General features: G+C 72.8%; 20 protein-coding genes. 11 read left to right on the forward strand and 9 right to left on the reverse strand.

Annotated elements, in window-relative coordinates; translation table 11 throughout:
- Window positions 1-33: 33 nt before the first annotated feature.
- Both ACQF4J_RS41815 and ACQF4J_RS41820 read right to left on the reverse strand, forming a co-directional pair.
- A complete protein-coding gene (locus ACQF4J_RS41815; protein WP_427168133.1) occupies window positions 34-2,739 on the reverse strand; it encodes a glycoside hydrolase family 2 protein in 2,706 nt (901 codons plus the stop codon).
- A gap of 102 nt (window positions 2,740-2,841) precedes the next feature.
- Entirely contained in the window at window positions 2,842-4,026 is a 1,185-nt protein-coding gene (locus ACQF4J_RS41820) for an ROK family transcriptional regulator (RefSeq protein WP_351567160.1), read from the reverse strand.
- Between the two features lie 140 nt (window positions 4,027-4,166).
- On the opposite strand from ACQF4J_RS41820, the gene ACQF4J_RS41825 reads away from it, so the two are divergent.
- The 3 genes from ACQF4J_RS41825 to ACQF4J_RS41835 all read left to right on the forward strand — a co-directional run bounded on the left by ACQF4J_RS41825 (window position 4,167) and on the right by ACQF4J_RS41835 (window position 7,061).
- Window positions 4,167-5,624 (forward strand): APC family permease, encoded by a 1,458-nt coding sequence (locus ACQF4J_RS41825; protein ID WP_351566761.1) that lies wholly within the window; start codon window positions 4,167-4,169, stop codon window positions 5,622-5,624.
- Between the two features lie 106 nt (window positions 5,625-5,730).
- Window positions 5,731-6,249, forward strand: a complete 519-nt coding sequence (locus ACQF4J_RS41830) for a GNAT family N-acetyltransferase (RefSeq protein ID WP_427168134.1) — start codon at window positions 5,731-5,733, stop codon at window positions 6,247-6,249.
- A gap of 44 nt (window positions 6,250-6,293) precedes the next feature.
- Window positions 6,294-7,061, forward strand: a complete 768-nt coding sequence (locus ACQF4J_RS41835; protein WP_427168135.1) for an ArsR/SmtB family transcription factor — start codon at window positions 6,294-6,296, stop codon at window positions 7,059-7,061.
- Between the two features lie 132 nt (window positions 7,062-7,193).
- Here the strand turns inward: ACQF4J_RS41835 and ACQF4J_RS41840 are convergent, their stop codons facing one another.
- Window positions 7,194-7,634, reverse strand: coding sequence for a hypothetical protein (locus tag ACQF4J_RS41840; protein ID WP_427168137.1), 441 nt, complete (start codon window positions 7,632-7,634; stop codon window positions 7,194-7,196).
- 88 nt (window positions 7,635-7,722) lie between these two features.
- Window positions 7,723-8,358, reverse strand: coding sequence for a sigma-70 family RNA polymerase sigma factor (locus tag ACQF4J_RS41845; RefSeq protein WP_427168138.1), 636 nt, complete (start codon window positions 8,356-8,358; stop codon window positions 7,723-7,725).
- 134 nt (window positions 8,359-8,492) lie between these two features.
- Between ACQF4J_RS41845 and ACQF4J_RS41850 the strand changes: the two genes are divergently transcribed.
- A complete protein-coding gene (locus tag ACQF4J_RS41850) occupies window positions 8,493-9,560 on the forward strand; it encodes a MerR family transcriptional regulator (protein ID WP_351566752.1) in 1,068 nt (355 codons plus the stop codon).
- 109 nt (window positions 9,561-9,669) lie between these two features.
- Window positions 9,670-10,914, forward strand: coding sequence for an NAD(P)/FAD-dependent oxidoreductase (locus ACQF4J_RS41855; protein ID WP_427168141.1), 1,245 nt, complete (start codon window positions 9,670-9,672; stop codon window positions 10,912-10,914).
- A 9-nt stretch (window positions 10,915-10,923) separates the two neighbouring features.
- Here the strand turns inward: ACQF4J_RS41855 and ACQF4J_RS41860 are convergent, their stop codons facing one another.
- From ACQF4J_RS41860 to ACQF4J_RS41870, 3 genes are all read right to left on the reverse strand, one after another.
- Window positions 10,924-12,429 carry a cryptochrome/photolyase family protein gene (locus ACQF4J_RS41860; protein ID WP_427168142.1) on the reverse strand — a complete coding sequence of 502 codons (1,506 nt, stop codon included), beginning with the start codon at window positions 12,427-12,429 and terminating at the stop codon, window positions 10,924-10,926.
- 11 nt (window positions 12,430-12,440) lie between these two features.
- Window positions 12,441-13,814 (reverse strand): cryptochrome/photolyase family protein, encoded by a 1,374-nt coding sequence (locus ACQF4J_RS41865; RefSeq protein WP_351566743.1) that lies wholly within the window; start codon window positions 13,812-13,814, stop codon window positions 12,441-12,443.
- A gap of 78 nt (window positions 13,815-13,892) precedes the next feature.
- Entirely contained in the window at window positions 13,893-15,422 is a 1,530-nt protein-coding gene (locus ACQF4J_RS41870) for an SDR family oxidoreductase (protein WP_351566740.1), read from the reverse strand.
- Window positions 15,423-15,514: 92 nt separating this feature from the next.
- Here ACQF4J_RS41870 and ACQF4J_RS41875 point away from each other — a divergent pair, with 92 nt between their 5' ends.
- The 4 genes from ACQF4J_RS41875 to ACQF4J_RS41890 all read left to right on the forward strand — a co-directional run bounded on the left by ACQF4J_RS41875 (window position 15,515) and on the right by ACQF4J_RS41890 (window position 19,398).
- Window positions 15,515-16,024: a MarR family winged helix-turn-helix transcriptional regulator gene (locus tag ACQF4J_RS41875; protein ID WP_427168143.1), complete on the forward strand. Its 510-nt coding sequence runs from the start codon at window positions 15,515-15,517 to the stop codon at window positions 16,022-16,024.
- Between the two features lie 147 nt (window positions 16,025-16,171).
- A complete protein-coding gene (locus ACQF4J_RS41880; RefSeq protein ID WP_427168144.1) occupies window positions 16,172-18,328 on the forward strand; it encodes an MMPL family transporter in 2,157 nt (718 codons plus the stop codon).
- Window positions 18,329-18,331: 3 nt separating this feature from the next.
- Complete coding sequence (locus ACQF4J_RS41885) at window positions 18,332-19,120, forward strand: SigB/SigF/SigG family RNA polymerase sigma factor (RefSeq protein WP_351566735.1); 789 nt, start codon at window positions 18,332-18,334, stop codon at window positions 19,118-19,120.
- A 110-nt stretch (window positions 19,121-19,230) separates the two neighbouring features.
- Entirely contained in the window at window positions 19,231-19,398 is a 168-nt protein-coding gene (locus ACQF4J_RS41890; RefSeq protein ID WP_351566732.1) for a hypothetical protein, read from the forward strand.
- A 63-nt stretch (window positions 19,399-19,461) separates the two neighbouring features.
- Here ACQF4J_RS41890 and ACQF4J_RS41895 read toward each other — a convergent pair whose 3' ends face one another.
- Together ACQF4J_RS41895 and ACQF4J_RS41900 are read right to left on the reverse strand one after the other, a co-directional pair.
- A complete protein-coding gene (locus ACQF4J_RS41895; RefSeq protein ID WP_351806463.1) occupies window positions 19,462-20,388 on the reverse strand; it encodes a class I SAM-dependent methyltransferase in 927 nt (308 codons plus the stop codon).
- A 73-nt stretch (window positions 20,389-20,461) separates the two neighbouring features.
- Window positions 20,462-21,508: an acyl-CoA dehydrogenase family protein gene (locus tag ACQF4J_RS41900; RefSeq protein ID WP_427168145.1), complete on the reverse strand. Its 1,047-nt coding sequence runs from the start codon at window positions 21,506-21,508 to the stop codon at window positions 20,462-20,464.
- 99 nt (window positions 21,509-21,607) lie between these two features.
- Here ACQF4J_RS41900 and ACQF4J_RS41905 point away from each other — a divergent pair, with 99 nt between their 5' ends.
- Both ACQF4J_RS41905 and ACQF4J_RS41910 read left to right on the forward strand, forming a co-directional pair.
- Window positions 21,608-21,958, forward strand: a complete 351-nt coding sequence (locus ACQF4J_RS41905; protein WP_351806467.1) for a YciI family protein — start codon at window positions 21,608-21,610, stop codon at window positions 21,956-21,958.
- A 5-nt stretch (window positions 21,959-21,963) separates the two neighbouring features.
- Entirely contained in the window at window positions 21,964-23,160 is a 1,197-nt protein-coding gene (locus tag ACQF4J_RS41910) for an RNA polymerase sigma factor (RefSeq protein ID WP_351566720.1), read from the forward strand.
- Window positions 23,161-23,190 lie beyond the last annotated feature (30 nt).

Here is a 23,190-nt window from a genome sequence, read left to right on the forward strand (position 1 = left end):
CGGGGGCCCGGCCGCAGGGCCGGGCCCCTTCGGTCATGCGGCCGGGACCGTGAGCTCCGGCGTGTTCCAGCCGGAGACCCGCACGTTCGGCGCCGCCCCGCGCAGGTCCGCCGTCCGGTAGGCGGCGGTGAGCGTCACCGACTCGCCCGGCCACAGACTCACCTCGTTGTCCGACCACCGCACGGGCAGCACCGGCCGCCCCTTGGCGTCCACCAGGTGTACGTCCGTCAGCAGCGACGGCGTCCTGCCGCTCCCGGTGTTGCGCAGGGTGACCGTCGTGGTGGAGGTGCCGCCCGAGGAGGCCGTCGACGCGGTGGCCGACACCGACACCTGCGCCATCGAGGCCAGCCCCTTCAGATCGGCGTAGCTCGTCGTCGGTGTGTAGTACCAGTCCGTGTGGGCCCAGTCGAGCGTGTCGGGCTTGGTGGACAGCCAGTAGACGTTGCGGCTGACCTCCTTGCCGGAACCGTCGGTCAGGGTCAGCCGCAGCAGGTACGTCGTCGCCAGTCCGCTCACCGACGAGGGCAGGGTGAGCGCGGTGGCGTGCGCGCCGTCGCCGTTCACCTTCACACCGGTGCTCGTCCTGTCGAACTTCTGGGTGCCGTCGGGGTTGTACAGGGTCGCCCGGACGGTGAGCCCGGAGGCCGCCGTGGGCCGGTTGTCGACGACCACCACGGAACGGTCGTCGTAGGAGTACTGCACGTGCAGCGGCTCGTTCGCCTTCTTGGCCCCGAAGTAGGCGCCTCCCTGGTCGAGGTAACGGTCCATCAGCTGCCAGTGCAGTGAGGTCCAGCCGCTGTTGAACATCCAGTAGACGACGCCCGTCGAGGGCTTGGAGGCGTCGGTGGCGTTGCGTTCGTACGCCTCGAACTGCGCGCGGACGTTCTCGTACTGCGCGAGCTGGGCCTTCCTGACGTAGTCGGTCAGGCCGGTCGGAGGACCGTAGCGGCCGGTGAGGGCGTCGTCGTAGAGCTTGAGGGTGCCGAAGGTGGACGACGGCGAGCGGTGGTACTGCTTGGCGCCCGGGTCCTTCCAGAGGGTGTCGAGTTCGGCCGGGGTCATCATGCGGCGCAGGGTGTCGAGGGTGGGGATGTCGGGACCCGCGCTGGTCTCGGAGTTGAAGCCGGTGGCGCCGCCCTCGCGCTTGGCGTACCAGTAGTTCGGTGGGATCCAGTCGTAGGGGCCGGTCATCTTCATGCCGGAACTACCCAGCTGGGGAGAGGAGTTGTCGGAGGCCGCGGCTACGACGGGGGCGTTCCAGTCGGCTGCCTTCAGCGCGTCGAGGTAGTTCTTCTCGATCGTCGCGTCGGGGGCGAAGTCGCTGCCGATCAGGAAGGAGACGACGCTCGGATGGTCGCGCAGCCGGGCGGCCTCGGCGGCCATCGACGCCTTGGCGACCGGGTAGTCGGCGGCCGTCCACTTGTCGCCGGGCTCGCCGCCGTTGACCTGGCCCTCCCACTTGTCGCAGCACTCCCAGCCCGGCAGCGTGAGGATGCCGTAGCGGTCGGCGAGGTCGAAGAACTCGTCCGGTTCCAGGTGGCCTTCGAGGCGGATGGTGTTCAGGCCCAGGTCGAGGGCGTACTTCAGCCGGTCCTCGACGTACGTCCGGTCCCAGCGCAGGAACTCGTCCGGTGACCAGCCGCCGCCCTTGATCAGCAGCTTGCGCCCGTTGACCCGGTACTGGCGGGCGCCGTCGGAGTTCAGGGGTGCCTGGACGTCCCGGATGCCGAAGGTCTCGTGCGCGGTGTCGGAAGGGGTGCCGGAGACGGAGGCGGTGAGGTTCAGCTCGTACAGTGCCTGGCCGCCCATGCCGGCGGGCCACCACACCTTCGGGGACGTGAGGTGGAGGCCGGGCACGTCGGTGGGGGTGAAGGTGACGGTCCTCGTCTCGTGGGCGGCGAGCGAGACGGGCCGGGTGAACGTCGTCGAACCGATGCTGCCGGAGACCGTGGCCGTCACGGGCGCGTCGGAGTCGTTGCGTGCCCGCGCCTTGACCGTCAGGTCCGCCGAGGCGAGCGAGGGGACATCCAGCTCGGTCACCACGTGGGCGTCGCGCAGGGCGACCGGTCCGCCGCGGCGGACCACGACGTCGCGGACGATGCCCATGTTCTCGTCGGGCGGCGGCTGGAGCCAGTCGATCCAGCCCATGGTGAGGTTCTTGGCCGGGTCGTTGGGCTGGATCCGGAAGGCCACGGTGTTCTTGCCCGGGCGGACCAGCGAGGTGACGTCCAGTTCGTGGTGGGTGTAGGCGCCGGTGACGTCCTTCGTGGTGGCGACCTGCTTGCCGTCGACGTACACGTCCGCCGCCGAGATCACTCCGCTGAAGTCCAGGTAGGTGCGCTCGGAGGTGTCGGCGACCGTGAAGTCGGAGCGGTACCACCAGGGAACCTGGAAGTCGGCCTTGGGGATCTTCCGCTGGTCGGTCGAGTAGAACGGGTCGGCGTACACGCCGTCGGCGAGCAGGGCCGCCAGGACCGTGGAACGCGGTCCGGCCGGGTGCCAGCCGGCCGCCGGGTAGCCGGGGGAGGAGACGGCGGCCGCGGAGTCGGTGACCTCGGCCGTCGACTGAATCGCGTAGCCGGACAGGGCGGCCGTACTGCCCGGCGCTGCGGGGACCCTGGTGACTTGGGCGGGCGGGGCCGGCCGGCCGGGGTCAGGTCCGCCGGCCCAGGCACTGGTGGTGAGGGAACCCAGCAGTCCCAGGATCGCGGTCGCCGTGGCGAGACGCTGTCTGTTCACGGAGGCTCCAGCTTTCGTAAAGTTAGGAAACTTTACTAACGCGAGGCAGGCTAGGACCCGGCGGTGAAGCCTGTCAATCACCCCGGCTGACGCCCGAGTTGCTCAGGAGGCGGCCGACCGGCGCTCGAACACCACGTCCCGAGCGGTGTCGAGGGCGGTGGCCACCGCGCCCAGCAGCACCGCGTCCTCGCCCAGCCGGCTGGGCGCGATCCTGGGCCGCAACGGGGTCAGCGCACGGAGGTTGTCGCGCACCGGCTGCAGCAGCAGGTCCACGCTGTGGCCGACGCCGCCGCCCAGGACGACGAGGTCCGGGTCGAGCACCGCCGCGGCCGCCGCCACCGTGTGCGCGATGCGCTCGCCCTCCAGGCGCACCGCCCTGACCGCCGCGTCGTTGCCCTGGCGCGCCGCGTCGAACACGGCCTTGGCCGTGAGCTGCCCGCTCATGCCGAACCGGCGCGCCGCCTCCACGACGGCCACCCCCGACACCGCGTCCTCCAGCCGGGCCGGCTTCTGCTGCCCCGGCCACGGCAGGAACCCGATCTCCCCGGCCAGCCCGTGCGCCCCCGTGAACAGCCGCCCGTCGGCGACCACGCCCATGCCGAGCCCGGTGCCGATCAGGATGTAGGCGAACAGCCTGCTGCCCGCGCCCACCCCGTACGTGTACTCGCCCAGGGCGGCGAGATTGGCGTCGTTGTGCACCTCCAGCGGGACACCCAGGTCCGCGCGCATCCGGTCGAAGAGACCGGCGCGTCCCCAGCCCGGCAGGTGCATCGCGTACCGCACCCGGCGCTGCTTCTCGTCGTAGACGCCGGGCGTGCCCACCACCGCGTGCACCACCTCGTCGGGCGCCACGCCCGACCCGGCGACCACCTGGCGGGCCGTCGTCACCACCAGGTCGGCCAGCGCGCCCGAGCTGCGGGCGCGGTTGCGCACATCGGAGCGGGCGACGACGGTGCCGTCCAGGTCGGCCACGGCCACCCGCAGCCAGCTGCGGCCGATGTCGATGCCGAGAGCGTGGCCGGCGGCGGGATCCGGCGCGTACAGCACCGCCGTACGACCGCGTTCGGGTGCGTGGGTGCCCACCTCGTGCACCAGGCCCGCCGACTCCAGCGAGGCGAGCGCGCTGGAGACGGTCGGCTTGGACAGTCCGGTGTCGCGGGCGAGCTGCGCCCGGGACGCTGCGCCGGACGCGCGCAGCCGGTCCAGGAGCAACCGCTCGTTGGTGCTGCGCAGCCGCTGCCGGTTCCAGGGCTGTTCCTGCTGCTCCACGACGTCACCGGCGGCCATCGCACCATTCTCGCGCATACGGGCTCCCCTCTTGACGCATCAAGTAAGGCTCCTTAACTTTATCGGCCAGTCAGCCACCGGATACCGGCCCGCACGCCGTACCCCACCCTTTCGCCCCGCACCCACCCCCAGGAGCCCTCATGTCCGGTAGCCCGCCACCCACCGGTGGCTTCGTCCGTCGCGTCGGCCAGTTCCAGGCCACGGCGATCAACATGAGCCAGATGTGCGGCATCGGCCCGTTCGTCACCATCCCGCTGATGGTCGCCGCCTTCGGTGGGCCCCAGGCGGTGATCGGATTCATCGCGGGCGCGATCCTCGCGCTGGCCGACGGGCTGGTCTGGGCCGAGCTGGGCGCGGCCATGCCCGGCTCCGGCGGTAGCTACGTCTACCTCCGCCAGGCCTTCCAGTACCGCAGCGGGCGGCTGATGCCGTTCCTGTTCGTGTGGACGGCGATGCTGTTCATTCCGCTGATCATGTCGACCGGCGTGGTCGGCTTCGTGCAGTACCTCGGCTACCTGGCCCCGGACCTGACGAAGACGCAGGGGGACCTGATCGGCCTCGGTATCGTCGCGCTCGTCGTCCTCCTGCTGTGGCGCGGCATCGAGAACATCGCACGGATCACCGCCGTGATGTGGGCGGTCATGATCGCCTCGGTCGCCCTGGTCATCCTCGCCGCCGCCACCGACTTCAGCGCGCACCTGGCCTTCACCTACCCGGCGCACGCCTTCGACCTGGGCAGCAACCACTTCTGGATCGGCTTCGCGGCCGGCCTGACCATCGGCATCTACGACTACCTCGGCTACAACACCACGGCCTACATGGGTGCCGAGATCAAGGACCCCGGCCGCACCCTGCCCCGCTCGATCATCTTCTCCATCCTCGGCATCATGGCGATCTACCTGCTGCTGCAGATCGGCACCCTGGGCGTCATCGACTGGCACCGCATGACCGACCCGAAGGACATCGCCTCCACCTCCGTCGCGTCTGCGGTGCTGGAGAAGACCTGGGGCAAGGCGGCGGCCGACACGGTCACCGTGCTCATCCTGATCACGGCCTTCGCCTCCGTCTTCACCGGACTGCTCGGCGGCTCGCGCGTGCCGTACGACGCGGCCCGCGAACGCGTCTTCTTCCGCCCCTACGCCAAGCTCCACCCCCGGCACCGCTTCCCGATGCTGGGCCTGGCCACCATGGGAGTGATCACCGCCATCGGCTTCCTGATCGGCCGGCACACCGATCTCGCGACTCTGATCCAGCTGCTGACGACCGTGATGGTGCTCGTCCAGGCGCTCGCCCAGATCGTCGCTCTGACGGTGCTGCGCAAACGGCAGCCCACGCTGCGCCGCCCCTACCGCATGTGGCTCTACCCGCTGCCGAGCATCGTCGCCTTCGTCGGCTGGTGCGTGATCTACGGCTACGCGGACAAGAACTCGCCGGGCCGCCACCCCATCGAGTGGTCCCTGGCCTGGCTGGCCCTGGGCTGTGTCGCCTACCTGCTGTGGGCCCGCTTCGAGAAGGTGTGGCCGTTCGGACCGAAGGAGATCACCGAGGAGTACCTCGAGGCCGAGGCACGGCCCGACGCGGCACCGGCGGGTGCCTGAGCCGCTAGGATTCCCCCAACTCACCAGGCCTCCCCGGCCGGACGTGCTCCGCCGGGGAGGCTTTTCGCATGTCCGGACCCTTTCGGACCGTCCTCAGGAGTACCTCATGCCCGATGTGTCCGTCCGCCTCGCGACCGCCGGAGACCGGCCCGTCGTGGAGCGGCTGTGGCTGATGTTCCGTCGCGACCTCTCCGGCTTCCGCGGCGTGCTGCCGAACCCGGACGGGACCTTCCGTGGCGACCGGGTCGAGGCGGCCTTCGCACGGGACGGCTGGGCGCCGTACCTCTTCCTCCGCGACGACCGCCCCGTCGGCTTCGCCTTCGTCCGCCCGCCGGCGGGTCCGGTGCGCGTGCTGAACAGCTTCTTCGTGGTGCGCGGCGCGCGACGGGAGGGCGTCGGTCTGCGGGCGGTGCGGGAGGTCGTGGGCAGGCATCCGGGCTCGTGGGAGGTCGCCTTCCAGTACGACAACCACCCCGCGGTCCGCTTCTGGCGACGCGTCGCCCGCGAACTCGCCGGCGACGCCTGGTCGGAGGAGGCGCGGCCGGTGCCGGACCGGCCCGAGCTCCCGCCGGACGTATGGATCTCCTTCGCCGCCGGACAGACCGGTTCCTTGACATGCAGGTAATTGCCTGCATAACTTTGGGTGTGCGAGGAGAGAGCGAATCCGGGATGGACAAGGTCTTCAAGGCGCTGGCCGACGACACGCGCCGGCGTCTGCTGGACCGGCTGCACGAGCACAACGGCCAGACGCTGGGCGAGCTGTGCGGGCACATCGACATGACACGCCAGTCGGTGACCCAGCATCTGGCCGTCCTCGAGGCCGCGAACCTCGTCAGCACGGTGCGGCGGGGGCGGGAGAAGCTGCACTACCTCAATCCGGTCCCGCTCCACGAGATCCAGGAACGGTGGATCGAGAAGTTCGAGCGCCCGCGCCTGAGCGCGCTCGGCGCCGTGAAACGACAAGCCGAGGAAGCCATGACCGACAAGCCCACATTCGTGTACGTCACCTACATCCGCAGCACGCCCGAGAAGGTCTGGGACGCGCTCACCGACGCGGACCTGACCGCCTCCTACTGGGGCCACAGCAACGTCTCGGACTGGCGCCGGGGTTCACGCTGGGAGCACGTCCGCACGGACGGCTCGGGCATCGCCGACGTCGTCGGCACCGTCGTGGAGAGCGAGCCCCCCACCCGCCTGGTCACCACCTGGGTGGACCCGCAGAAGGAGGGTCAGGAGGACACGTACTCCCGGGTCACCTTCGACATCACCCCGCACGAGGACATCGTCCGCCTCACCGTCACGCACGAGGACCTGTGGGACGAGGGCGCGCTGTCCGACGTGTCGCTCGGCTGGCCGGCGGTGCTGTCCAACCTCAAGTCCCTTCTGGAGACCGGCAGTCCGCTGCCGCAGGAGCCGTGGCTGGTCCCCGGCCGCTGAGCATGTGGTCCGCTGGGGGAGCCCCTGGGCGGGGGCTCGCCGGGCACGTCCGCCGCGGAGGGACCTCCGGGGAGCGCCGACCCTCCCCGGAGGCCGTCGGGGAGGAGGGGAGCTCCCCGGCCCGCCGGTCCGTCAACCGGTACCGCGGTACACCCCTACTTCCGTCGCGGGGCGCCCGGCGGATGCGGCCCGGCACCGGCGACTCTCGCGCCACCGGCGCACCAGGACGACTGCGCCGACCAAGGCCACGAGCAGAACCACGGGCCCCGGCAGCGCGGCTGACGGCCTCCCGCCGGACCTGGGGAGGGGGCGGGCCGCCCCGCGCATCCGCTCGGCGACCGCCCGCCGCACCGGCGCGGCGGGCCGCCGGGTCACGCCGTCGCCCGGCCCGGTGCTCCGGCCCGCCGCGACGACCCGTATCAACCCGGCCAGCGCGTCGGCGCACCGCAGGCACTCCGCCACGTGCCCCTCGGCCGCCACTACGTCCGCGGTGCGGGGCAGCCGTCCGCCGTCGAGGGCGAGGGTCGCGAGGAGGTCAGGTGGGACATGACCGATGCGATACGGGCCGGACATGCGCCCCCTCCTTCTCGTACGGGTGTGCCGCACAGTTCCGCACCGTTGCTGCGTCGAAAGGAGGTGCGAGCGGCGGCTCGTGCGCTTCTCAGAAGTCCACCTCCTGGAGGCGCCGCCGCAACTGCTGCAGGCCGCGGCGGGCATGGCTCTTGACCGTGCCGAGCGGCCAGCCCGTGCGCTGAGCGATCTGCGTCTGGGTGAGGTCCTCGTAGAAGGCCAGCCGCAGGACCCGCCGCTGGGGGGCCGGCAGCCTGGCCAACTCCTCGAGGACGAGCACGCGGTCGAGGGCCCCGTCGGGCTGGACCGCCCAGGGGTCGGGGGACAGGGCCGGTGACGCGCCGACGGAGGCCACGGCCGTCAGGCGGCGGGTGCGGGCCGAGAGGGCGTCGGCGATCTTGCGCCTGGTGATGCCGACGATCCAGCCCCCGACCGTGCCCCGCTCCGGCCGGAAGGCCCGGCGTCCGCGCCACACGCCGAGGAACACCTGCTGGGTGACGTCCTCCGCCTCCTTCGCGTCCCCCAGGGAGCGCCAGGCCAGCGCGTGCACCATGGCCGACCAGCGGCGATAGGCGGCCTCCAGGCAGCACTCGTCGCCCTCGACCAGCCCGCGGGCGAGTTCGTCCTCGGCGAGTGACTCCGGTGCCGTCGTGGATGCGTACGGCGCCCGCCCGTGGGGGGCCGCTGCCGCGGGGGCCGGGGCGACGGTGCTGCGTTGTGGGCACATGACGGCTGCTCCTCGCGTCGGACGAGCGGGCGGACCGGACACGTCCGCCGGAGCGGCTGCCGGTCCGCCCATGCTGCGAGCCCGGGAACAAGGTCATCAACTCGCATCGTTTCTGCGTCGTATAGGCTCGCTCCATGAGCGATGCGGCCGCTTACGGGGATGTCACGCACGGCGAGGAGCGGGGCGCGGCGCAGGCCGCCACCGAGGTGGGCGTGCCGCTGACGACCGGCGCCCTGGCCCGGCGGCTCGGGGTCTCGCCCACCACGCTGCGCTCCTGGGACCGTCGCTACGGCATCGGCCCCGCGGCCCGCGCCGACGGACGGCACCGCCGCTGGACCCGGCAGGACGTCGCCGTGCTCGAGGCGATGTGCCGGCTGACCTCGTCGGGGGTACCGCCCGCGGAGGCGGCCAGAGCCGCGAAGGAGACGGCCGGCACCCCGCCGGGAAGGGCCGAGGCGTACGTCCAGCCACCGCCGCCGATCCGCTCGAAGGCTGCCGGCACACTGCCGCTCGGTGATGTGCGCCAGGAGTGCCGCGGGCTGGCCCGGGCCGCCGTACGACTGGACGCCCCGGCCGTCGAGCGGCAACTGGCCGCCGCCGTAGAGCAGTACGGCGTCGCCGAAGCCTGGCAGGAGGTGATGGCGCCGACCCTGCACGCCGTGGGACGCAAATGGGCCTCGTCCGGCGACCGCTACGTCGAGGTCGAACACATGCTGTCCTGGCACGTCTCCACCACCCTGCGTCGGCACACCCCGGCTCCGGAACGGCAGGGCGAGGTGTCGGCCACGGGGCCCGTCGTGCTGGCCTGCGTGCCCGGTGAGCAGCACACCCTGGCGATCGAGGCGCTCAACGCCGCCCTGGGCGCACTCCACGTGCCGACTCGGATGTTCGGCGCCGCCGTGCCGGTGGAGGCGCTCACCGCTGCCGTGCAGCGACTGGGGCCGTCGGCCGTCGTGCTGTGGGCGCAGGCGCGCTCCACCGCCAGCCTGCCGCTGGCCCGGCACCTCGCCGACACCCAGTGGGGCGTCAAGGGCGCCCGGCGCGGCCCACGGGTGGTCCTCGGCGGACCCGGCTGGTCCGGCCCCTCGACACGGGGCCTCCCCAGACCGCAGACCCTCCGCCAGGCCCTGGACCTCCTGTCCACCGCCCACCGGGGCGAGGTCCCCGGCGAACACCCCGACGGCCCCGTCCCGAGGCGATAGGGGCGGGCGCATCCGGGGAACGTGTGGCACCGGAAGGCATCGACACAGGCGTGTGCCGGCGCCCCGGCACCGCCGCCGAACGGACGTCCGAGACCGCAAGGAGCCCGCCATGCCCGCGCCCGCCCGTACTCCCGACGTCCTCGTGATCGGCGCGGGTGTCGCCGGTCTCGCCTGCGCCCGGGACCTGCTCGCCGGCGGGCTCGAGGTCGCCGTGGTCGAGGCCTCCGACGCGGTCGGCGGGCGGATGCGCTCCGACCGCGTCGAGGGCTTCGTCGTCGACCGTGGCTTCCAGGTCTTCAACACCTCCTACCCGCAGGTGCGGCACCGTCTGGCGCTGCGCGACCTGGAGTTGCGGCCGTTCACGCCGGGCTTCCTCGTGCACACCGCGGAAGGCAGACTCCGCTTCAGCGATCCGACCCGGCGCCCCCGCACCCTGCCCGACCTGCTCCCGGGACGCCTCGCGGGTCCGCGCGATCTGGCGGCGCTCGGCCTGCTGTCGGCGCGGGACATGCTCGCGCCCGTACGTCTGGTGAAGCGCTCACGGGAGAGCACCACCCGCACCGCGCTCGCCGACGCGGGGTTCTCCGAGGGGTTCGTCGAGCGCTTCTTCCGCCCGTTCCTGTCGGGGATCTTCCTGGAGGACGAGCTGGAGACGTCCAGCCGGTTCTTCCATCTCGTCTGGCGCAGCATGCTGCGCGGCACCCTGTGCCTGCCCACCGCCGGGATCGGGGCGGTGCCCCGTGCGCTGGGGGCCGCGCTGCCGACCGGCACGGTCCGGCTGGAGACGGCCGTGACCGGGCTGACGGACGAGGGCGCCGTCACGGCCGACGGCACCGAACTGCCCGCCCGTACCGTGGTGGTGGCCACCGGACCCGGCCCGGCCGCACACCTGCTTCCCGGGCTGGACCTGCCCGGCTACCGGACGGTGACCACGTACTACCACGTGGCGCCGCGCCCGCCGCTGGCCGAGCCCACCCTCCTGGTCGACGAGCGCCGCCGCTTCCTCAACACCTGCGTCCTCAGCGAGGTCGTCCCGGACTACGCCCCCGCCGGCTCCGCCCTGGTGGCCACCTCCGTCCTCGGCGCGGACGCCGAGAAGCGGGAGGTGACGGTGCGCGAGGCACTCGCCGAGGTGTACGACAGCGACACCGACGGCTGGGACCCGCTGACCAGCCGCACGATCCAGGACGCGCTGCCCGCGATGCCGCCTCCGCAGCCGCTCGGCCGCGGCACCCGTGTCGGTCCGGGCCGCTACGTGTGCGGCGACCACCGCTCCACCGGCTCGGTCCAGGGCGCCCTCGCCTCGGGTGCACGCGCGGCCCGAGAGGCACTGCGGGACCTGCACCGCGCCTGACGCGCGGCGTCAGGGCGGGCCGTCGCCCCGGCGCTCGTCCTCGCGCAGGAGTTCGTCGAGGTCCTGGAGCCGGTCAAGCCCGCGCACCGCCCGGGTCATGCGCGGATTGGGTTCCAGGCGGGCGCGATGGCGGTGCAGGAAGGCCCAGTAGCCGGCCGTGAACGGACAGGCGGTGTCGCCGACGCGGTCGGTGGGCCGGTAGGCGCACGGGCCGCACAGGTCGCTCATGCGGTTCACGTACGCGCCGCCCGAGGTGTACGGCTTGGTGGTCATGCGGCCGCCGTCGGCGTACTGGGACATCCCGACCACGTTCGGCAGCATCACCCAGTCGTAGCCGTCGACGAAGCAGCGGTGGAACCAGTCGGTCACCGCGGCCGGGTCCCAGCCCCGTTGCAGGGCGTGACTGCCCAGCAGCATCAGACGGGGGATGTGGTGGGTCCAGCCGGTGTCGCGCACCTGCGCCAGGACCGTGGCGAGACAGCGCGCGGTCACCGCGTCGGCGTCCAGTTCCAGGAACCACTCGGGCAGCGGCGCGCGGTGGCGCAGCGCGTTGCGGTGCCGGTAGTCCTCGCCGAAGTACCAGTACAGCTGCCACACGTACTCGCGCCAGCCGGCGATCTGCCGTACGAACCCCTCGACGCTGTTGATCGGCGCGGTCCCGGACCGCCAGGCGGCCTCGGCGCGTTCGACGCACTCCAGCGGATCCAGCAGTCCGAGGTTGAGCGCGGACGACAGCAGGCTGTGGCTCATCACCGGGTCGGCGGCGAGCACGGCGTCCTCGTGCGGGCCGAAGCCGGCCAGCCGGTGTTCGACGAACCGGGCGAGCGCGGCCAGTGCCTCGCGGCGGGTGGCCGGGAACCGGCGGGGGCCGTCGCGTCCCACGAACCGGATGCCCTCGTCGCGTTCCCAGCGGTCCAGGTCGTGGCGGACCTCCGCGTCCAGGTCGTCCTCGCGCGGCCGGTACGGCGCCGGGGCGCCCAGTCTCCCCGCCCCTTTCGGCGGCGGTTCGCGGTTGTCGTGGTCGTGGTTCCAGCGCCCGCCGGCGGGGGCGTCACCGTCCAGGAGGAGGCCGTGCCCGCGTCGCACCCAGCGGTAGAAGTCCTCCTGCAGCAGCCGCTGTCCGCCGTGGCCGTCCGCCCAGGCGCGGAAGTCCGCGTGCGGGACCAGGAAGCCGCGCGGCGGCAGCACGGTGATGTCGGGCAGCGACGACACCAGCCGCAGCGCGGCTCGGGAAGTGGGGTGGCGAACCGTCAGAGATTCGCCGGGAAAGGCCTTTTGCAGTCCCTCGCGGTACGTCTCCGCCTTCACGTACGTCACCCGGTCGCCGAGTTCCGCGGCGCGGTGGCGCATGGCGGACAGCACGAGGTGCGCCTTGGCGCGGTGGAAGCGCCGGCGGCGGAACACGGACCGGGCCTCGATCATCACGACCGGTGCGCCGCGGTCCGGCCCGCCCTCGCCGTGGGTGAGGAAGTGCGGGCCGAGCTGGTCGCCGAACAGCCAGTGGGGGGTGGCCATGTGCGGGCTCCTCAGTCGCGGGCGCGGGCCTGCTTGAAGCGGGCGAGGCCCTCGGAGAGCTCGACGATGGGGTCCGGGTAGCCGTCGAGGGCGGCACGGTCCAGGCCCTGCAGCTTCCATGGCTCGTGTACGAAGGGGCTGTCCACTTCGGCGAGTTCGGGGACCCAGCGGCGCACGTACGCGCCGTCGGGGTCGTAACGCTTGGCCTGGGTGAGGGGGTTGAGGACCCGGTTGGGCCGGGTGTCGGTGCCGGTGCCCGCCATCCACTGCCAGTTCAGCTGGTTGTTGGCGACGTCGCCGTCGACCAGGAGGTCCAGGAAGTGCCGGGCGCCCACGCGCCAGTCGACGTACAGGGTCTTGCACAGGAAGCTCGCGGTCAGCAGCCGGCTGCGGTTGTGCATCCAGCCCTCGTGCCGCAGCTGGCGCATCGCCGCGTCGATCACCGGATAGCCGGTGCGGCCCTCCTTCCAGGCCTCGACGTCCTCGCGGGCGGTGCGCTCCGTGCGCCAACGGTCGTGCTTGGTGCGGTAGTCGGCGGTGGCGGCCGCGGGCCGGGCGGCCAGGACCTGGCGGTGGAAGTCGCGCCAGGCGATCTGCCGGACGAAGGCCTCGGCGCCGGGGCCGCCGACCTTGCGGGCCCGGTGGACGAGCTCGACCGGGGAGAGCGTGCCGAAGTGCAGATGGGGCGAGAGCCGGGAAGTGGCGTCCCCGGCCATGTCGTCGCGGCGGTCCTCGTAGGCGGCGACCCCGTCGCGCAGCCAGGCGGCCAGACGCCTGCGACCCTCCGTCTCCCCGCCGGCCGCAAGGCCCTCCGACAGCCCCGACAGACCGGAGCGGGCCGGGAGTTCCTCGGAGCCGACGCCGTCCGGGACGCGGACGGTGCGCGGCGCGGCGAGCGTGTCGCGCAGATGCGTCTGCGCCCACTGCCGGAAGTACGGGGTGAAGACGGCGAAGTGGTCCGAGGAGGCGGGCGTGACCGCGCCGGGCGCGACGGCCGTGGTCACCGTCTCGTGGACGTGCAGGCGCCGCCCCTCCGACTCCAGCGCGCGGCGCAGCCGCTGTTCGCGCAGGTGCGCGTAGGCGCTGACGTCACCCGCCATGTGCACTTCGTCGGCGTCGGTCTCGGCGACCACCTTGCACACCTCGTCGACGACGTCACCGGACCGCACGATCAGCCGGCCGCCGCGCTCGCGCAGCCCGCTGTCGAGATCCCGCAGGCAGTCGGCGAGGAACGCCAGCCGGTTGGGCGCGGCGAACCCGGCACCGGTGACGCCCTCGTCGCGCACGAACAGCGGCACCACGGCTTGGGCCTCGTTGGCGGCGCGCAACGGGGGATGGTCGTGCAGGCGCAGGTCGGCGGTGAACAGGACGACCGAGACGTTCATGGTGCTTCTCTCCGGGGCGGCGAGTGGTGGGCGGCCGATCAGGTGCTTCCGGCGCGGCGGACGCGGCGGATGCGGCCGTCAACGGCTCGGTGCGTTTTCCCTCTTGGGCGTGAGGGGGGTCCGCGACGCGGTGAGCGCGATGTTGCGGGCCATGCCGCCGAAGACGACGGCGTGGAAGGGGGAGACGCTCCACCAGTAGGCGTGGCCGAGCAGTCCGTGGGGATGGAACAGGGCCCGCTGGCGGTAGCGGGTGCGGCCCTCGTCGTCGGTGTCGGCGCACATCTCCAGCCAGGCCAGTCCCGGCAGCCTCATCTCGGCCCGCAGCCGCAGCAGACGGCCCGGCTCGATCTCCTCCACGCGCCAGAAGTCCAGCGAGTCGCCCGTGCGCAGGTGTGCCGCGTCCCGCCGGCCGCGGCGCAGGCCCACGCCGCCCACCAGCCGGTCCAGCCGGCCCCGGACCGCCCAGGCCAGCGGGAAGGAGTACCAGCCGTTCTCGCCGCCGATCCCCTCGATCACCCGCCACAGCGACTCGCGCGAGGCGTTGACGACGAGCTCCCGCCGGTCGGTGTAGAGGCTGCCGCCCGCCCAGTCGGGGTCGGTGGGCAGTGGATCGCTGGGCGCGCCCGGCACCGACGCCGACGACCAGCGGGTGGTGACCTGGGCGTCGCGCACGCGTTGCAGGGCCAGGCGTACCGCCTCGTCGAAGCCGATGGGCCGGCCGGGGCCGTCGGGCACGTACCGGGCGATGTCGTGCTCGTGGCAGACGACCTCGTGGCGCAGCGACTCGGTCAGCGGCCGTGCGATCGGCGCGGGTACCGGGGTGACCAGTCCGACCCAGTGGCTGGACAGGCCGGGGGTGAGCACGGGCACGGGGAGGATGACCCGGCGGGGCAGGCCGGCGACGGCCGCGTAGCGCAGCATCATGTCCTTGTACGTCAGCACATCCGGTCCGCCGATGTCGAAGGCGCGGCTGACGTCGGCCGGCATCCGGGCGCTGCCGACGAGGTAGCGCAGCACGTCCCGCACCGCCACGGGCTGGATGCGGGTGCGGACCCAGCTGGGGGTGATCATCACCGGGAGGCGTTCGGTGAGGTAGCGCAGCATCTCGAAGGAGACGGAACCGGAGCCGATGACGACCGCGGCCCGCAGTTCGGTGGTGGGGACACCGGAGTCCCGCAGGATCCGGCCGACCTCGGCCCGCGAGCGCAGGTGCGGCGACAGCTCGCTCTCCGGCACCCGCGAGGGCGTGAGACCGCCGAGGTAGACGATGCGCCGTACGCCCGCCGCGCGGGCCGCCGCGCCGAAGATCCGGGCCGCCTTGCGGTCGGTCTCCTCGAAGTCGCCGCCGGAGCCGAGTGCGTGCACCAGGTAGTAGGCGACGTCGACGCCGCGCATGGCCTCGGCGACGGAGTCGGCGTCGGTGACGTCGCCCCGTACCACCTCCGCCTGTCCGGCCCAGGGGTGGTCGCGGAGCTTGCCCGGGGAGCGGGCCAGGCAGCGCACGCGGTGCCCCTCGGCGAGCAGCTCCGGCACCAGCCTGCCGCCGATGTATCCCGTCGCCCCGGTCACCAGGCAGCGCGGGCCCGGTCCGTCGTCGTCAGCGTTCATCTGCTCCGGGCCCTTCGTGTCGGTGTCCCTGTGATCACTTCCACGGGGGCGGCGGGATCGGATGCGGGCGGGCGTATCTATAGGCTGATCGCGTGGCCAGAGCAGACGACCGGGAGCAGCGAGCGGTGGCGCCGGGACCTGACGGGGCGCTCCCCGAGGGGATCGACCTGCATGCGCTCGCCGTGCAGCTGCGCCGGATGAACGGCGAGATCAACCGTCTGGTGCACGGCTTCGCGGGCGAGCAGGGGCTGCACGCCACGGACGTCCAGGCCCTCGCGGCGATCCTGGATGCCGAGGAGCCGATGACGCCGGGGCGTCTGCGCGAGCATCTCGGACTGACCTCCGGTGCGGTCACCGCCTGCGTGGACCGGCTGGAACGCTCGGGGCACATACGCCGGGTCCGGGAGAGCGCCGACCGCAGGGTGGTGCACCTGTACTACGCGGCGGACGGCCGGGCGGCGGCCCGTACCTACTTCCGGCCGCTCGCGAAGGCGGCGGAGGCGGCCTGCGGAAAGTTCAGCGAGGGGGAGCTCTCCGTCGTGCTGCGTTTCCTGGCGGCCATGAACGAGGAGCTGGCTCCGCTCCGGTCTCCCGGTGACTGACCGACCTCACACCTGACCACTCGCGCGAAAGCCGCTGCATCCGGCGGGGCCCCGGCGGCGGAAGATCGGGCGTCACTTACCATCGATCCTCCTTATCTCAATCATTGAGATTGTTTTTCATTGAGATACCTAGGCGCTTGGAGAGTCATGTCCCTCAGCCCGCGACGGGGCCGCTTCGTCGTACCCCTGCTCCTGCTCGTCGTCTGGCTCGGCATCGGCGGCGCGCTCGGCCCCTTCGCCGGACGGCTCGGTGAGGTCGCCACCAACGACCGGGCCGCCTTTCTGCCGCGCAGCGCCGAGTCCACGAAGGTGATCGGCGAGCAGCGGGCCTTCCAGCAGGACGAGACGCTGCCGGCGATCGTCGTCTGGACCGACGAGGGTGGCGGTCCGGTACGGGACCGCCAGGCCGCCGCAGGACGCGCGCTCGCCTCCCTGTCCGACGTGTCCGGCGTGGTCGGAGACGTGTCTCCCGCGCTCCTCTCCCGGGACGGCAAGGCCCTCGAAGGCGTCGTACAGCTGAGGCCCGATCTGGGGGACCGGCTGCCCGACACCCTCGACCGGCTGCGCGCGGCCGCCGAGCGGGTGCCCGGCAGCACGGTCCGGCTGGCCGGACCGGCCGCCAGCCAGGCGGACCTGGCCGACGCCTTCGCCGGGATCGACGGCCTGCTGCTGGCCGTGGCCCTGGTGACCGTGCTGGTGATCCTGCTGCTCGTCTACCGCAGCGTCCTGCTGCCCCTGGTGATCATCATCGGGGCCGTGTTCGCCCTCGGACTGGCCTGCGCGGTCGTCTACGTGCTCGCCGACCACGACCTCGTCCGCGTCGACGGACAGGTCCAGGGCATCCTCTCCATCCTCGTGATCGGCGCCGCCACCGACTACGCGCTGCTCATCACCGCCCGTTACCGGGAGGAACTGGCCGGGCGGACCGACAGGTACGCCGCCGCCAGGGCCGCGCTCAGGCAGTCCTGGGGCGCCGTCGTGGCCAGCGCCGCGACCGTCGCCCTCGGACTGCTCGCCCTGCTGATCAGTGACCTCACCAACAACCGCGCACTCGGCCCGGTCGGCGCCATCGGCATCGCCTGCGCCGTGCTCAGCTCGCTGACGTTCCTGCCCGCCGTGCTCGTCCTGCTGGGCCGGGCCGCCTACTGGCCCGCCACCCCTCGCCCCACCGGCGCACAGGGCGGCGGCCACGGCGTGTGGCGGCGCGTCGCCGCCGTGGTGGACCGGGCGCCCCGCAAGGTGTGGGCCGTGTGCCTGGCCGCCCTCGTGATCTGCGCCACCTTCGCCCCGACCCTGGCGTCCAAGGGCGTCCCGCTCGACGAGACCTTCGTCGACGACGCCCCGTCCGTGGCCGCCCAGAGCACCCTCGCCCAGCACTTCCCCGGCGGCTCGGGCAACCCCACCGTCGTCATCGCGAACGCCGACCGAGTCGACCCCGTCCTCACCGCGGCCCGCGGCACCGAGGGCGTCGCCTCCGCGGCCGGGGTCACCGCGTCCGGGCGGCCCGGCGGCGCGCCGAAGGTCGTCGACGGCCGCGTACGCGTCGACGTCACCCTGGACTCCGCGGCCGACAGCGACAGCGCCAAGGACACCGTGGCGCGGCTGCGGAAGGCCCTGCACGCGGTGCCGGACGCGCAGGCCCTGGTCGGCGGCTACACCGCCCAGCAGTACGACACCCTGCGCACCGCCGAACGGGACCGCACCCTGATCGTCCCCGTGGTCCTGGCGATCATCTTCGTGATCCTGACGCTGCTGCTGCGCTCCCTGCTGATGCCCGCCCTGCTGGTGGCCACGGTGGGGCTCAACTTCCTCGCCACCCTGGGCGTGTCGTCCCTGGTCTTCCGGCACGTCTTCGGCTTCACCGGCAGCGACCCCTCGGTGCCGCTGTACGGGTTCGTCTTCCTGGTGGCGCTGGGCGTCGACTACAACATCTTCCTGATGTCGCGGGTGCGGGAGGAGTCCCTGCGGCACGGGGTGCGGGAGGGCGTCCTGCGCGGTCTGGTCGGCACCGGGGGAGTGATCACCTCGGCCGGCGTGGTGCTCGCCGCGACCTTCGCCGCCCTCGGGGTGATCCCGCTCGCCTTCCTCGTCCAGATCGCCTTCATCGTCGCCTTCGGCGTGCTCCTCGACACGCTCGTGGTGCGCTCCCTGCTGGTGCCCGCCCTCGTCCGCGACCTGGGCGCCGTGGCCTGGTGGCCCGGCCGGCTGTGGCGATCCGCGCCGGACGGGACTGCATCCGTCGCGGCCGGCCACGGCGAAACAGGTACGACACCCCGACCGGCCGGGGTCTCGACCGAGGAGTGAACCGTGCGCCCGCAGAACGCCGAGCTGGGACCGGCCGACGCCCGCGCCCGGTCCGGGCCGCTGTTCGAGCGCCTGCGTTCCCTGGAGGAGCGCACCGCCGAGTACGCGCACGTCCGCAACACGCTCGTGGAGCTGAACATGTGGATCGTGCGGCACGCGGCGCGGCGCTTCCCGGCGCGGCGCGAGATGAGCGACGACGTTCTGCAGGCGGGCACCATCGGGCTGATCAAGGCGATCGACCGGTTCGACCCGACGCGCGGCTTCGGCTTCGAGGCCTACGCCGTGCCGACGGTCGTCGGCGAGATCAAGCGCTTCTTCCGTGACACCACCTGGGCCGTCCACGTGCCCCGGCGGCTGAAGGAGTACCGAGGAGTACTGCGCGAGGCCGTCGTCGCCTTCGAGCAGTCCGAGGGGCGCTCGCCCCGGGTCGGTGAACTCGTCGAACGCACGGGTCTGACGGAGGAGGAGGTGGTGGAGGGGTTGCAGGCGGCCGACGGCCACGAGGCGGTCTCCCTCGACGCGTCCCTCGGGTCCGACGGGGACGGCACCGGAATCGCCGACCGGCTCGGTGTCGAGGACCCCGCCATCGGCCGCACCGACGACCGGGTCACCCTCGCACCGCTGCTCGCCGCCCTGCCGGAGCGCGAGCGCCGGATCCTGACCATGCGGTTCCTCTACGACATGACACAGAGCCAGATCGGAGCCGAGCTCGGCATCTCCCAGATGCACGTCTCCCGGCTGCTGGGCCGCACCCTCGCGGGGCTGCGGCGCCGGCTGTACGGAGCCGTTTGATGGATTATCGACAAATCTCTCCACCGGGCCGGACATGTCGGCGCTCCCAGCGGGCAGTCGCATTGTACGAACGTGATGGTCCGAGAACGACTCCGGAGGTGTCTGCCGCTATGGGCGCGAAGGTGTTGGAGCGGTTTCCAGCGGGAGCTCCGCGCGGATCATGGCCGGCAGAGGAGTACGCGGCCAAGCGCCGCGCCGAAGGTCAGTCCGCGACGGTCGTCATGGATCTGAAGTCGGACACCTTCCTCGTGGTGGTGCCGGCGGGCGACGAGGAGTGACCGGGATCGGACGGGCCACCTGTGCGGCCCGTCCGATCCCGGTCACTGCGGTGCCGGAGCGGTTCACGGGCGGTTCGCCAGGGCGCGGCGGACCGCCCTCGTGACGATCGGCGGCAGCAGGTCCACCCCTATCCGGCGGGCCCGGGACCGGGGGCGGCGGGACGCCGGAACCGGCGCTGTCGCGGGGGCCGGCTCCGCGTCGACCACCCGCGGCTCGGGCTCCCGGTAGTGGCGGGAGCGGGGAAACGGCGGAGCCTGCATGCCCTTGAGGGCGCGGGCGCGCACCAGCCGGTGGCCCGCGGCCTCCTGCACGCTCAGGCCGACGTCCGTGCGGGCCCGCAGCATCTCCAGCAGCTCCTCCTGCACGGGCTCCGGATCGCCCCAGGTGCCGTACAGCTTCTGCGTGCTGAGGCAGACCGGGCGCAGGCCGCGGTTGAGCACGGCCTCCCAGGTGGCGACCGAGACGCCGGGGGTGTGCTCGGAACGGAAGTCGTCGAGGACGACGATGCCGCCGGGCAGCAGCAGGTCGTGGGCCGCGCCTATGTCGTCGCGGACGTGCTCGTACAGGTGCGAGGCGTCGATGTGGACGAAGCGGCAGCTGCGCGGGGCGACCTCCGCGGGGATCACGGAGGTGGGGGCCTCCAGCACCCGTGGCAGGGCGTCGTGGAAGGAGAGGTAGTTGCGCTCGAAGGCCTGTCGGGTGAGGGAGGAGTACGACTTCGCCGTCTCGGCCCGGTTGGCCCCGTCCGGCGCCTCGCCGCCGAAGAGGTCGCAGACCGTGAACTGCTCGCCCTCCCGGCGGTGCCGGCCGAGCAGGACGGCGCTCTTGCCCATGTACGCGCCGAGTTCCAGCAGGTCGCCCCCGAGACCCGCGGCTTCCTGCCGTTCGAGGAACCAGGTGAACAGGACCTGGTCCAGCGGCGGGAACCAGCCGGGGACGTCCTTGAGTTCGCCGGGCAGTTTGATGTCGGTTGCCTGTGCGGTCGCCATGAGGCGATTCTGCTCACTGGGCGGGGCCGAAACTGTCACCTGATTGAACGTCCGATGAACAGCCGAACCGGCCTCAGATCAGTGCCAGCGCGTCGAGATGAGCCCGGCGCACGTCGGTCGTCTGGCCCTGCACCAGAAGGAACAGACCCTCGCGTGCCAGCCGCTGCGCCGGGCTGTCGAGGGCCATGGCGCGTCCGCCCCCGGCCACCACGGCCGCCGTCGTGGCGGCCCGCATCAGGTCGTACGCGCGTGTCTTCAGCTCCAGCCGTTCCGCGATCCGCTCGTGCGGCACGGGATGCGCGGCCAGCGCGTACACCCGGGTCCGCACCTCGTCGAGCCGCGCCCGCAGGGCACCGGCGGTCTCGCCCTCACCGGCCTCCTCCACCAGCCGCAGCGCCGCGTGGGCGACGCCGAACACGGCGGGGGAGGCGTTGGTGTTGCGGGGCAGGTCTACGAGGGCGAACTTCTCCCGCGGAGTGCGCAGCACCACCGACTCCCCGGGCAGCCACAGACCCTCCAGCTCCAGCGACACCGTCCGGGCCGCCGTCAGCGCGGCCAGCCGCATCGGCGGCGACGGGCGCAGCCCCGGCTGCTCGCGGGCCTCGGCGAACGCGAACACCACCTCCTCGGCGTCGGTCACCCCGGCCAGCAGCATCACGTCGTTCAGACCCCAGCCCGTGTACCAGGGCACCGTTCCGTCGAAGCGCCAGCCGCCGCGCTCGGCCGTCGCCCGCACCGGCACCCGCGGAAAGGCCCGTACGTGCGCGAACGCGATGCCGGCCAGCAGCTGGCCGGTCGCCAGCGGACGCAGCAGCCGCTCGCGCACCGGCAGCCGCGACCCGGCCAGCATCCGGACCGGCGAGTGGTGCTGGGTCTGCACGAACCAGGTCGAACAGCAGGCCCCCGCCAGGATCTCCTGCACCTCCCGCACCACCGTGTCGGGGGCACCCGCACCGCCGTACTCCCGCGGCGCCCCCACTCCCAGCAGCCCCGAGCGCCTGAGCGCCTCGATGTGACCGACGGGCACCGACTCCCGGTCGACGCGCTCCGCGTTCGGGGCGAGGAGGTCGCGGGCGAGGGTCCGGGCGGTGGCGAGGAGCGGGTGCGGCGCGGCGGTCATGGAGAAGATTCTGCCGATCCGGTCGCGCGCGGTGTCGATCCGCGGGTGTGCCGTTCGTGTAGGAGGTGAGACATCAGCTACGACGCCTAGGAGGACGTCATGACGTACTACCTGCTCAGCGTGGTCACCCCGACCGACGGCACGCCCCCGGAGCCCGACGCCCTCGCCGCGATCATGCGCGACGTGGAGGCCTTCAACCAGGAACTGCGCGACGCCGGCGCCTGGGTCTTCGCCGGCGGTCTGCACGCCCCCGAGACCGCGACCATGCTGCGTCCCGACGGCGGCGACGTCCTGATCACCGACGGGCCCTTCGCCGAGGGCAAGGAGTATCTGGGCGGGCTGTGCCTGATCCAGGCCGCCGACCTGGACGAGGCGCTGGAATGGGGCAGGAAGGCGGTCCGCGCCACCACCCTGCCGATCGAGGTGCGCCCCTTCGTGGAGAGCCACTAGTGCCCGTGCCCGACACCGTCGACGTCGAGGCCGTCTTCCGCGCGGAGTACGGCCGGGCCGTCGCCGTCCTGGTGCGCTTCCTCGGCGACATCGACCTCGCCGAGGAAGCCGTCCAGGACGCCTTCACCACCGCCGTGCAGCGCTGGCCGCGGACCGGCGTGCCGCCGAGCCCGGCCGGCTGGATCATCACCACCGCCCGCAACAGGGCGATCGACCGGCTGCGCCGGGAGGCGACCCGCGACGAGCGACACGCCGAGGCCGCCCTGCTGCGCGCCGGCGACGCACCGGCCGAGGAGGGCCCCGTGCGCGACGACCGGCTCCGCCTGATCTTCACCTGCTGCCACCCCGCGCTCGCCCCCCAGGCGCGGGTGGCCCTGACCCTGCGCCTCCTGGGCGGGCTGTCCACGCCGCAGATCGCCCGCGCCTTCCTCGTGCCGGAACCGACCATGGCGCAGCGTCTGGTCCGCGCCAAGGCCAAGATCCGCGCCGCCCGGATCCCCTACCGCGTACCCCGGGACGCCGACCTGCCGGACCGGCTGGCGGGCGTCCTGGCCGTCGTCTACCTGATCTTCAACCAGGGATACGAGGGCTCACCCGGACTGTGTGCGGAGGCCGTACGCCTCGGCCGGCTCCTGGTCGAGCTCATGCCGGACGAGGCCGAGGCCACCGGCCTGCTCGCGCTGATGCTGCTCGTGGAGTCGCGCCGGGACGCCCGCGTGGACGCGGACGGCGTACTGGTGCCGCTGCCCGAGCAGGACCGCGAGCGCTGGGACCGGGAGCTGGTCGCCGAGGGGCAGGCCCTCGTACGACGCTGTCTGCGCCGCAACCAGCCCGGCCCCTACCAGATCCAGGCCGCCATCCAGGCCGTCCACAGCGACGCCTCTCGCGCCGAGGCCACCGACTGGCGGCAGATCGGACGGCTCTACGACCAGCTCATGGCCGTCGCTCCGAGCCCGGTCGTGGCCCTGAACCGGGCGGTCGCGATCGCCGAGACCGAGGGACCGGGCCGGGCGCTGGACCTCGTCGACGCCCTGGATCTCGGCTCGTACCACGTCTTCCACGCGGTCCGCGCCGACCTGCTGCGCCGACTGGACCGCGACGCCGAGGCCGCACGGGCCTACGAGGCGGCCGCCGAACGCGCCGAGAGTCCCGCCGAGCGCGCCTTCCTGGAACGCCGCCGACGCCGGCTTCCGCCCACGTGACGGCTCGGCGGCCGTACATCGGCCCCCTCG

Source organism: Streptomyces sp. C1-1 (genome assembly GCF_050214755.1).
Classification (GTDB): Bacteria; Actinomycetota; Actinomycetes; order Streptomycetales; family Streptomycetaceae; genus Streptomyces.

What these genes read in the sequence shown, in the direction of transcription:
- ACQF4J_RS41820 (WP_351567160.1), bottom strand. Translation starts at nt 4,026, where the DNA reads ATGGCCGCCGGTGACGTCGTGGAGCAGCAGGAACAGCCCTGGAACCGG.
- ACQF4J_RS41825 (WP_351566761.1), top strand. Translation starts at nt 4,167, where the DNA reads ATGTCCGGTAGCCCGCCACCCACCGGTGGCTTCGTCCGTCGCGTCGGC.
- ACQF4J_RS41830 (WP_427168134.1), top strand. Translation starts at nt 5,731, where the DNA reads ATGCCCGATGTGTCCGTCCGCCTCGCGACCGCCGGAGACCGGCCCGTC.
- ACQF4J_RS41835 (WP_427168135.1), top strand. Translation starts at nt 6,294, where the DNA reads ATGGACAAGGTCTTCAAGGCGCTGGCCGACGACACGCGCCGGCGTCTG.
- ACQF4J_RS41840 (WP_427168137.1), bottom strand. Translation starts at nt 7,634, where the DNA reads ATGTCCGGCCCGTATCGCATCGGTCATGTCCCACCTGACCTCCTCGCG.
- ACQF4J_RS41845 (WP_427168138.1), bottom strand. Translation starts at nt 8,358, where the DNA reads ATGTGCCCACAACGCAGCACCGTCGCCCCGGCCCCCGCGGCAGCGGCC.
- ACQF4J_RS41850 (WP_351566752.1), top strand. Translation starts at nt 8,493, where the DNA reads ATGAGCGATGCGGCCGCTTACGGGGATGTCACGCACGGCGAGGAGCGG.
- ACQF4J_RS41855 (WP_427168141.1), top strand. Translation starts at nt 9,670, where the DNA reads ATGCCCGCGCCCGCCCGTACTCCCGACGTCCTCGTGATCGGCGCGGGT.
- ACQF4J_RS41860 (WP_427168142.1), bottom strand. Translation starts at nt 12,429, where the DNA reads ATGGCCACCCCCCACTGGCTGTTCGGCGACCAGCTCGGCCCGCACTTC.
- ACQF4J_RS41865 (WP_351566743.1), bottom strand. Translation starts at nt 13,814, where the DNA reads ATGAACGTCTCGGTCGTCCTGTTCACCGCCGACCTGCGCCTGCACGAC.
- ACQF4J_RS41870 (WP_351566740.1), bottom strand. Translation starts at nt 15,422, where the DNA reads ATGAACGCTGACGACGACGGACCGGGCCCGCGCTGCCTGGTGACCGGG.
- ACQF4J_RS41880 (WP_427168144.1), top strand. Translation starts at nt 16,172, where the DNA reads ATGTCCCTCAGCCCGCGACGGGGCCGCTTCGTCGTACCCCTGCTCCTG.
- ACQF4J_RS41890 (WP_351566732.1), top strand. Translation starts at nt 19,231, where the DNA reads ATGGGCGCGAAGGTGTTGGAGCGGTTTCCAGCGGGAGCTCCGCGCGGA.
- ACQF4J_RS41895 (WP_351806463.1), bottom strand. Translation starts at nt 20,388, where the DNA reads ATGGCGACCGCACAGGCAACCGACATCAAACTGCCCGGCGAACTCAAG.
- ACQF4J_RS41900 (WP_427168145.1), bottom strand. Translation starts at nt 21,508, where the DNA reads ATGACCGCCGCGCCGCACCCGCTCCTCGCCACCGCCCGGACCCTCGCC.
- ACQF4J_RS41905 (WP_351806467.1), top strand. Translation starts at nt 21,608, where the DNA reads ATGACGTACTACCTGCTCAGCGTGGTCACCCCGACCGACGGCACGCCC.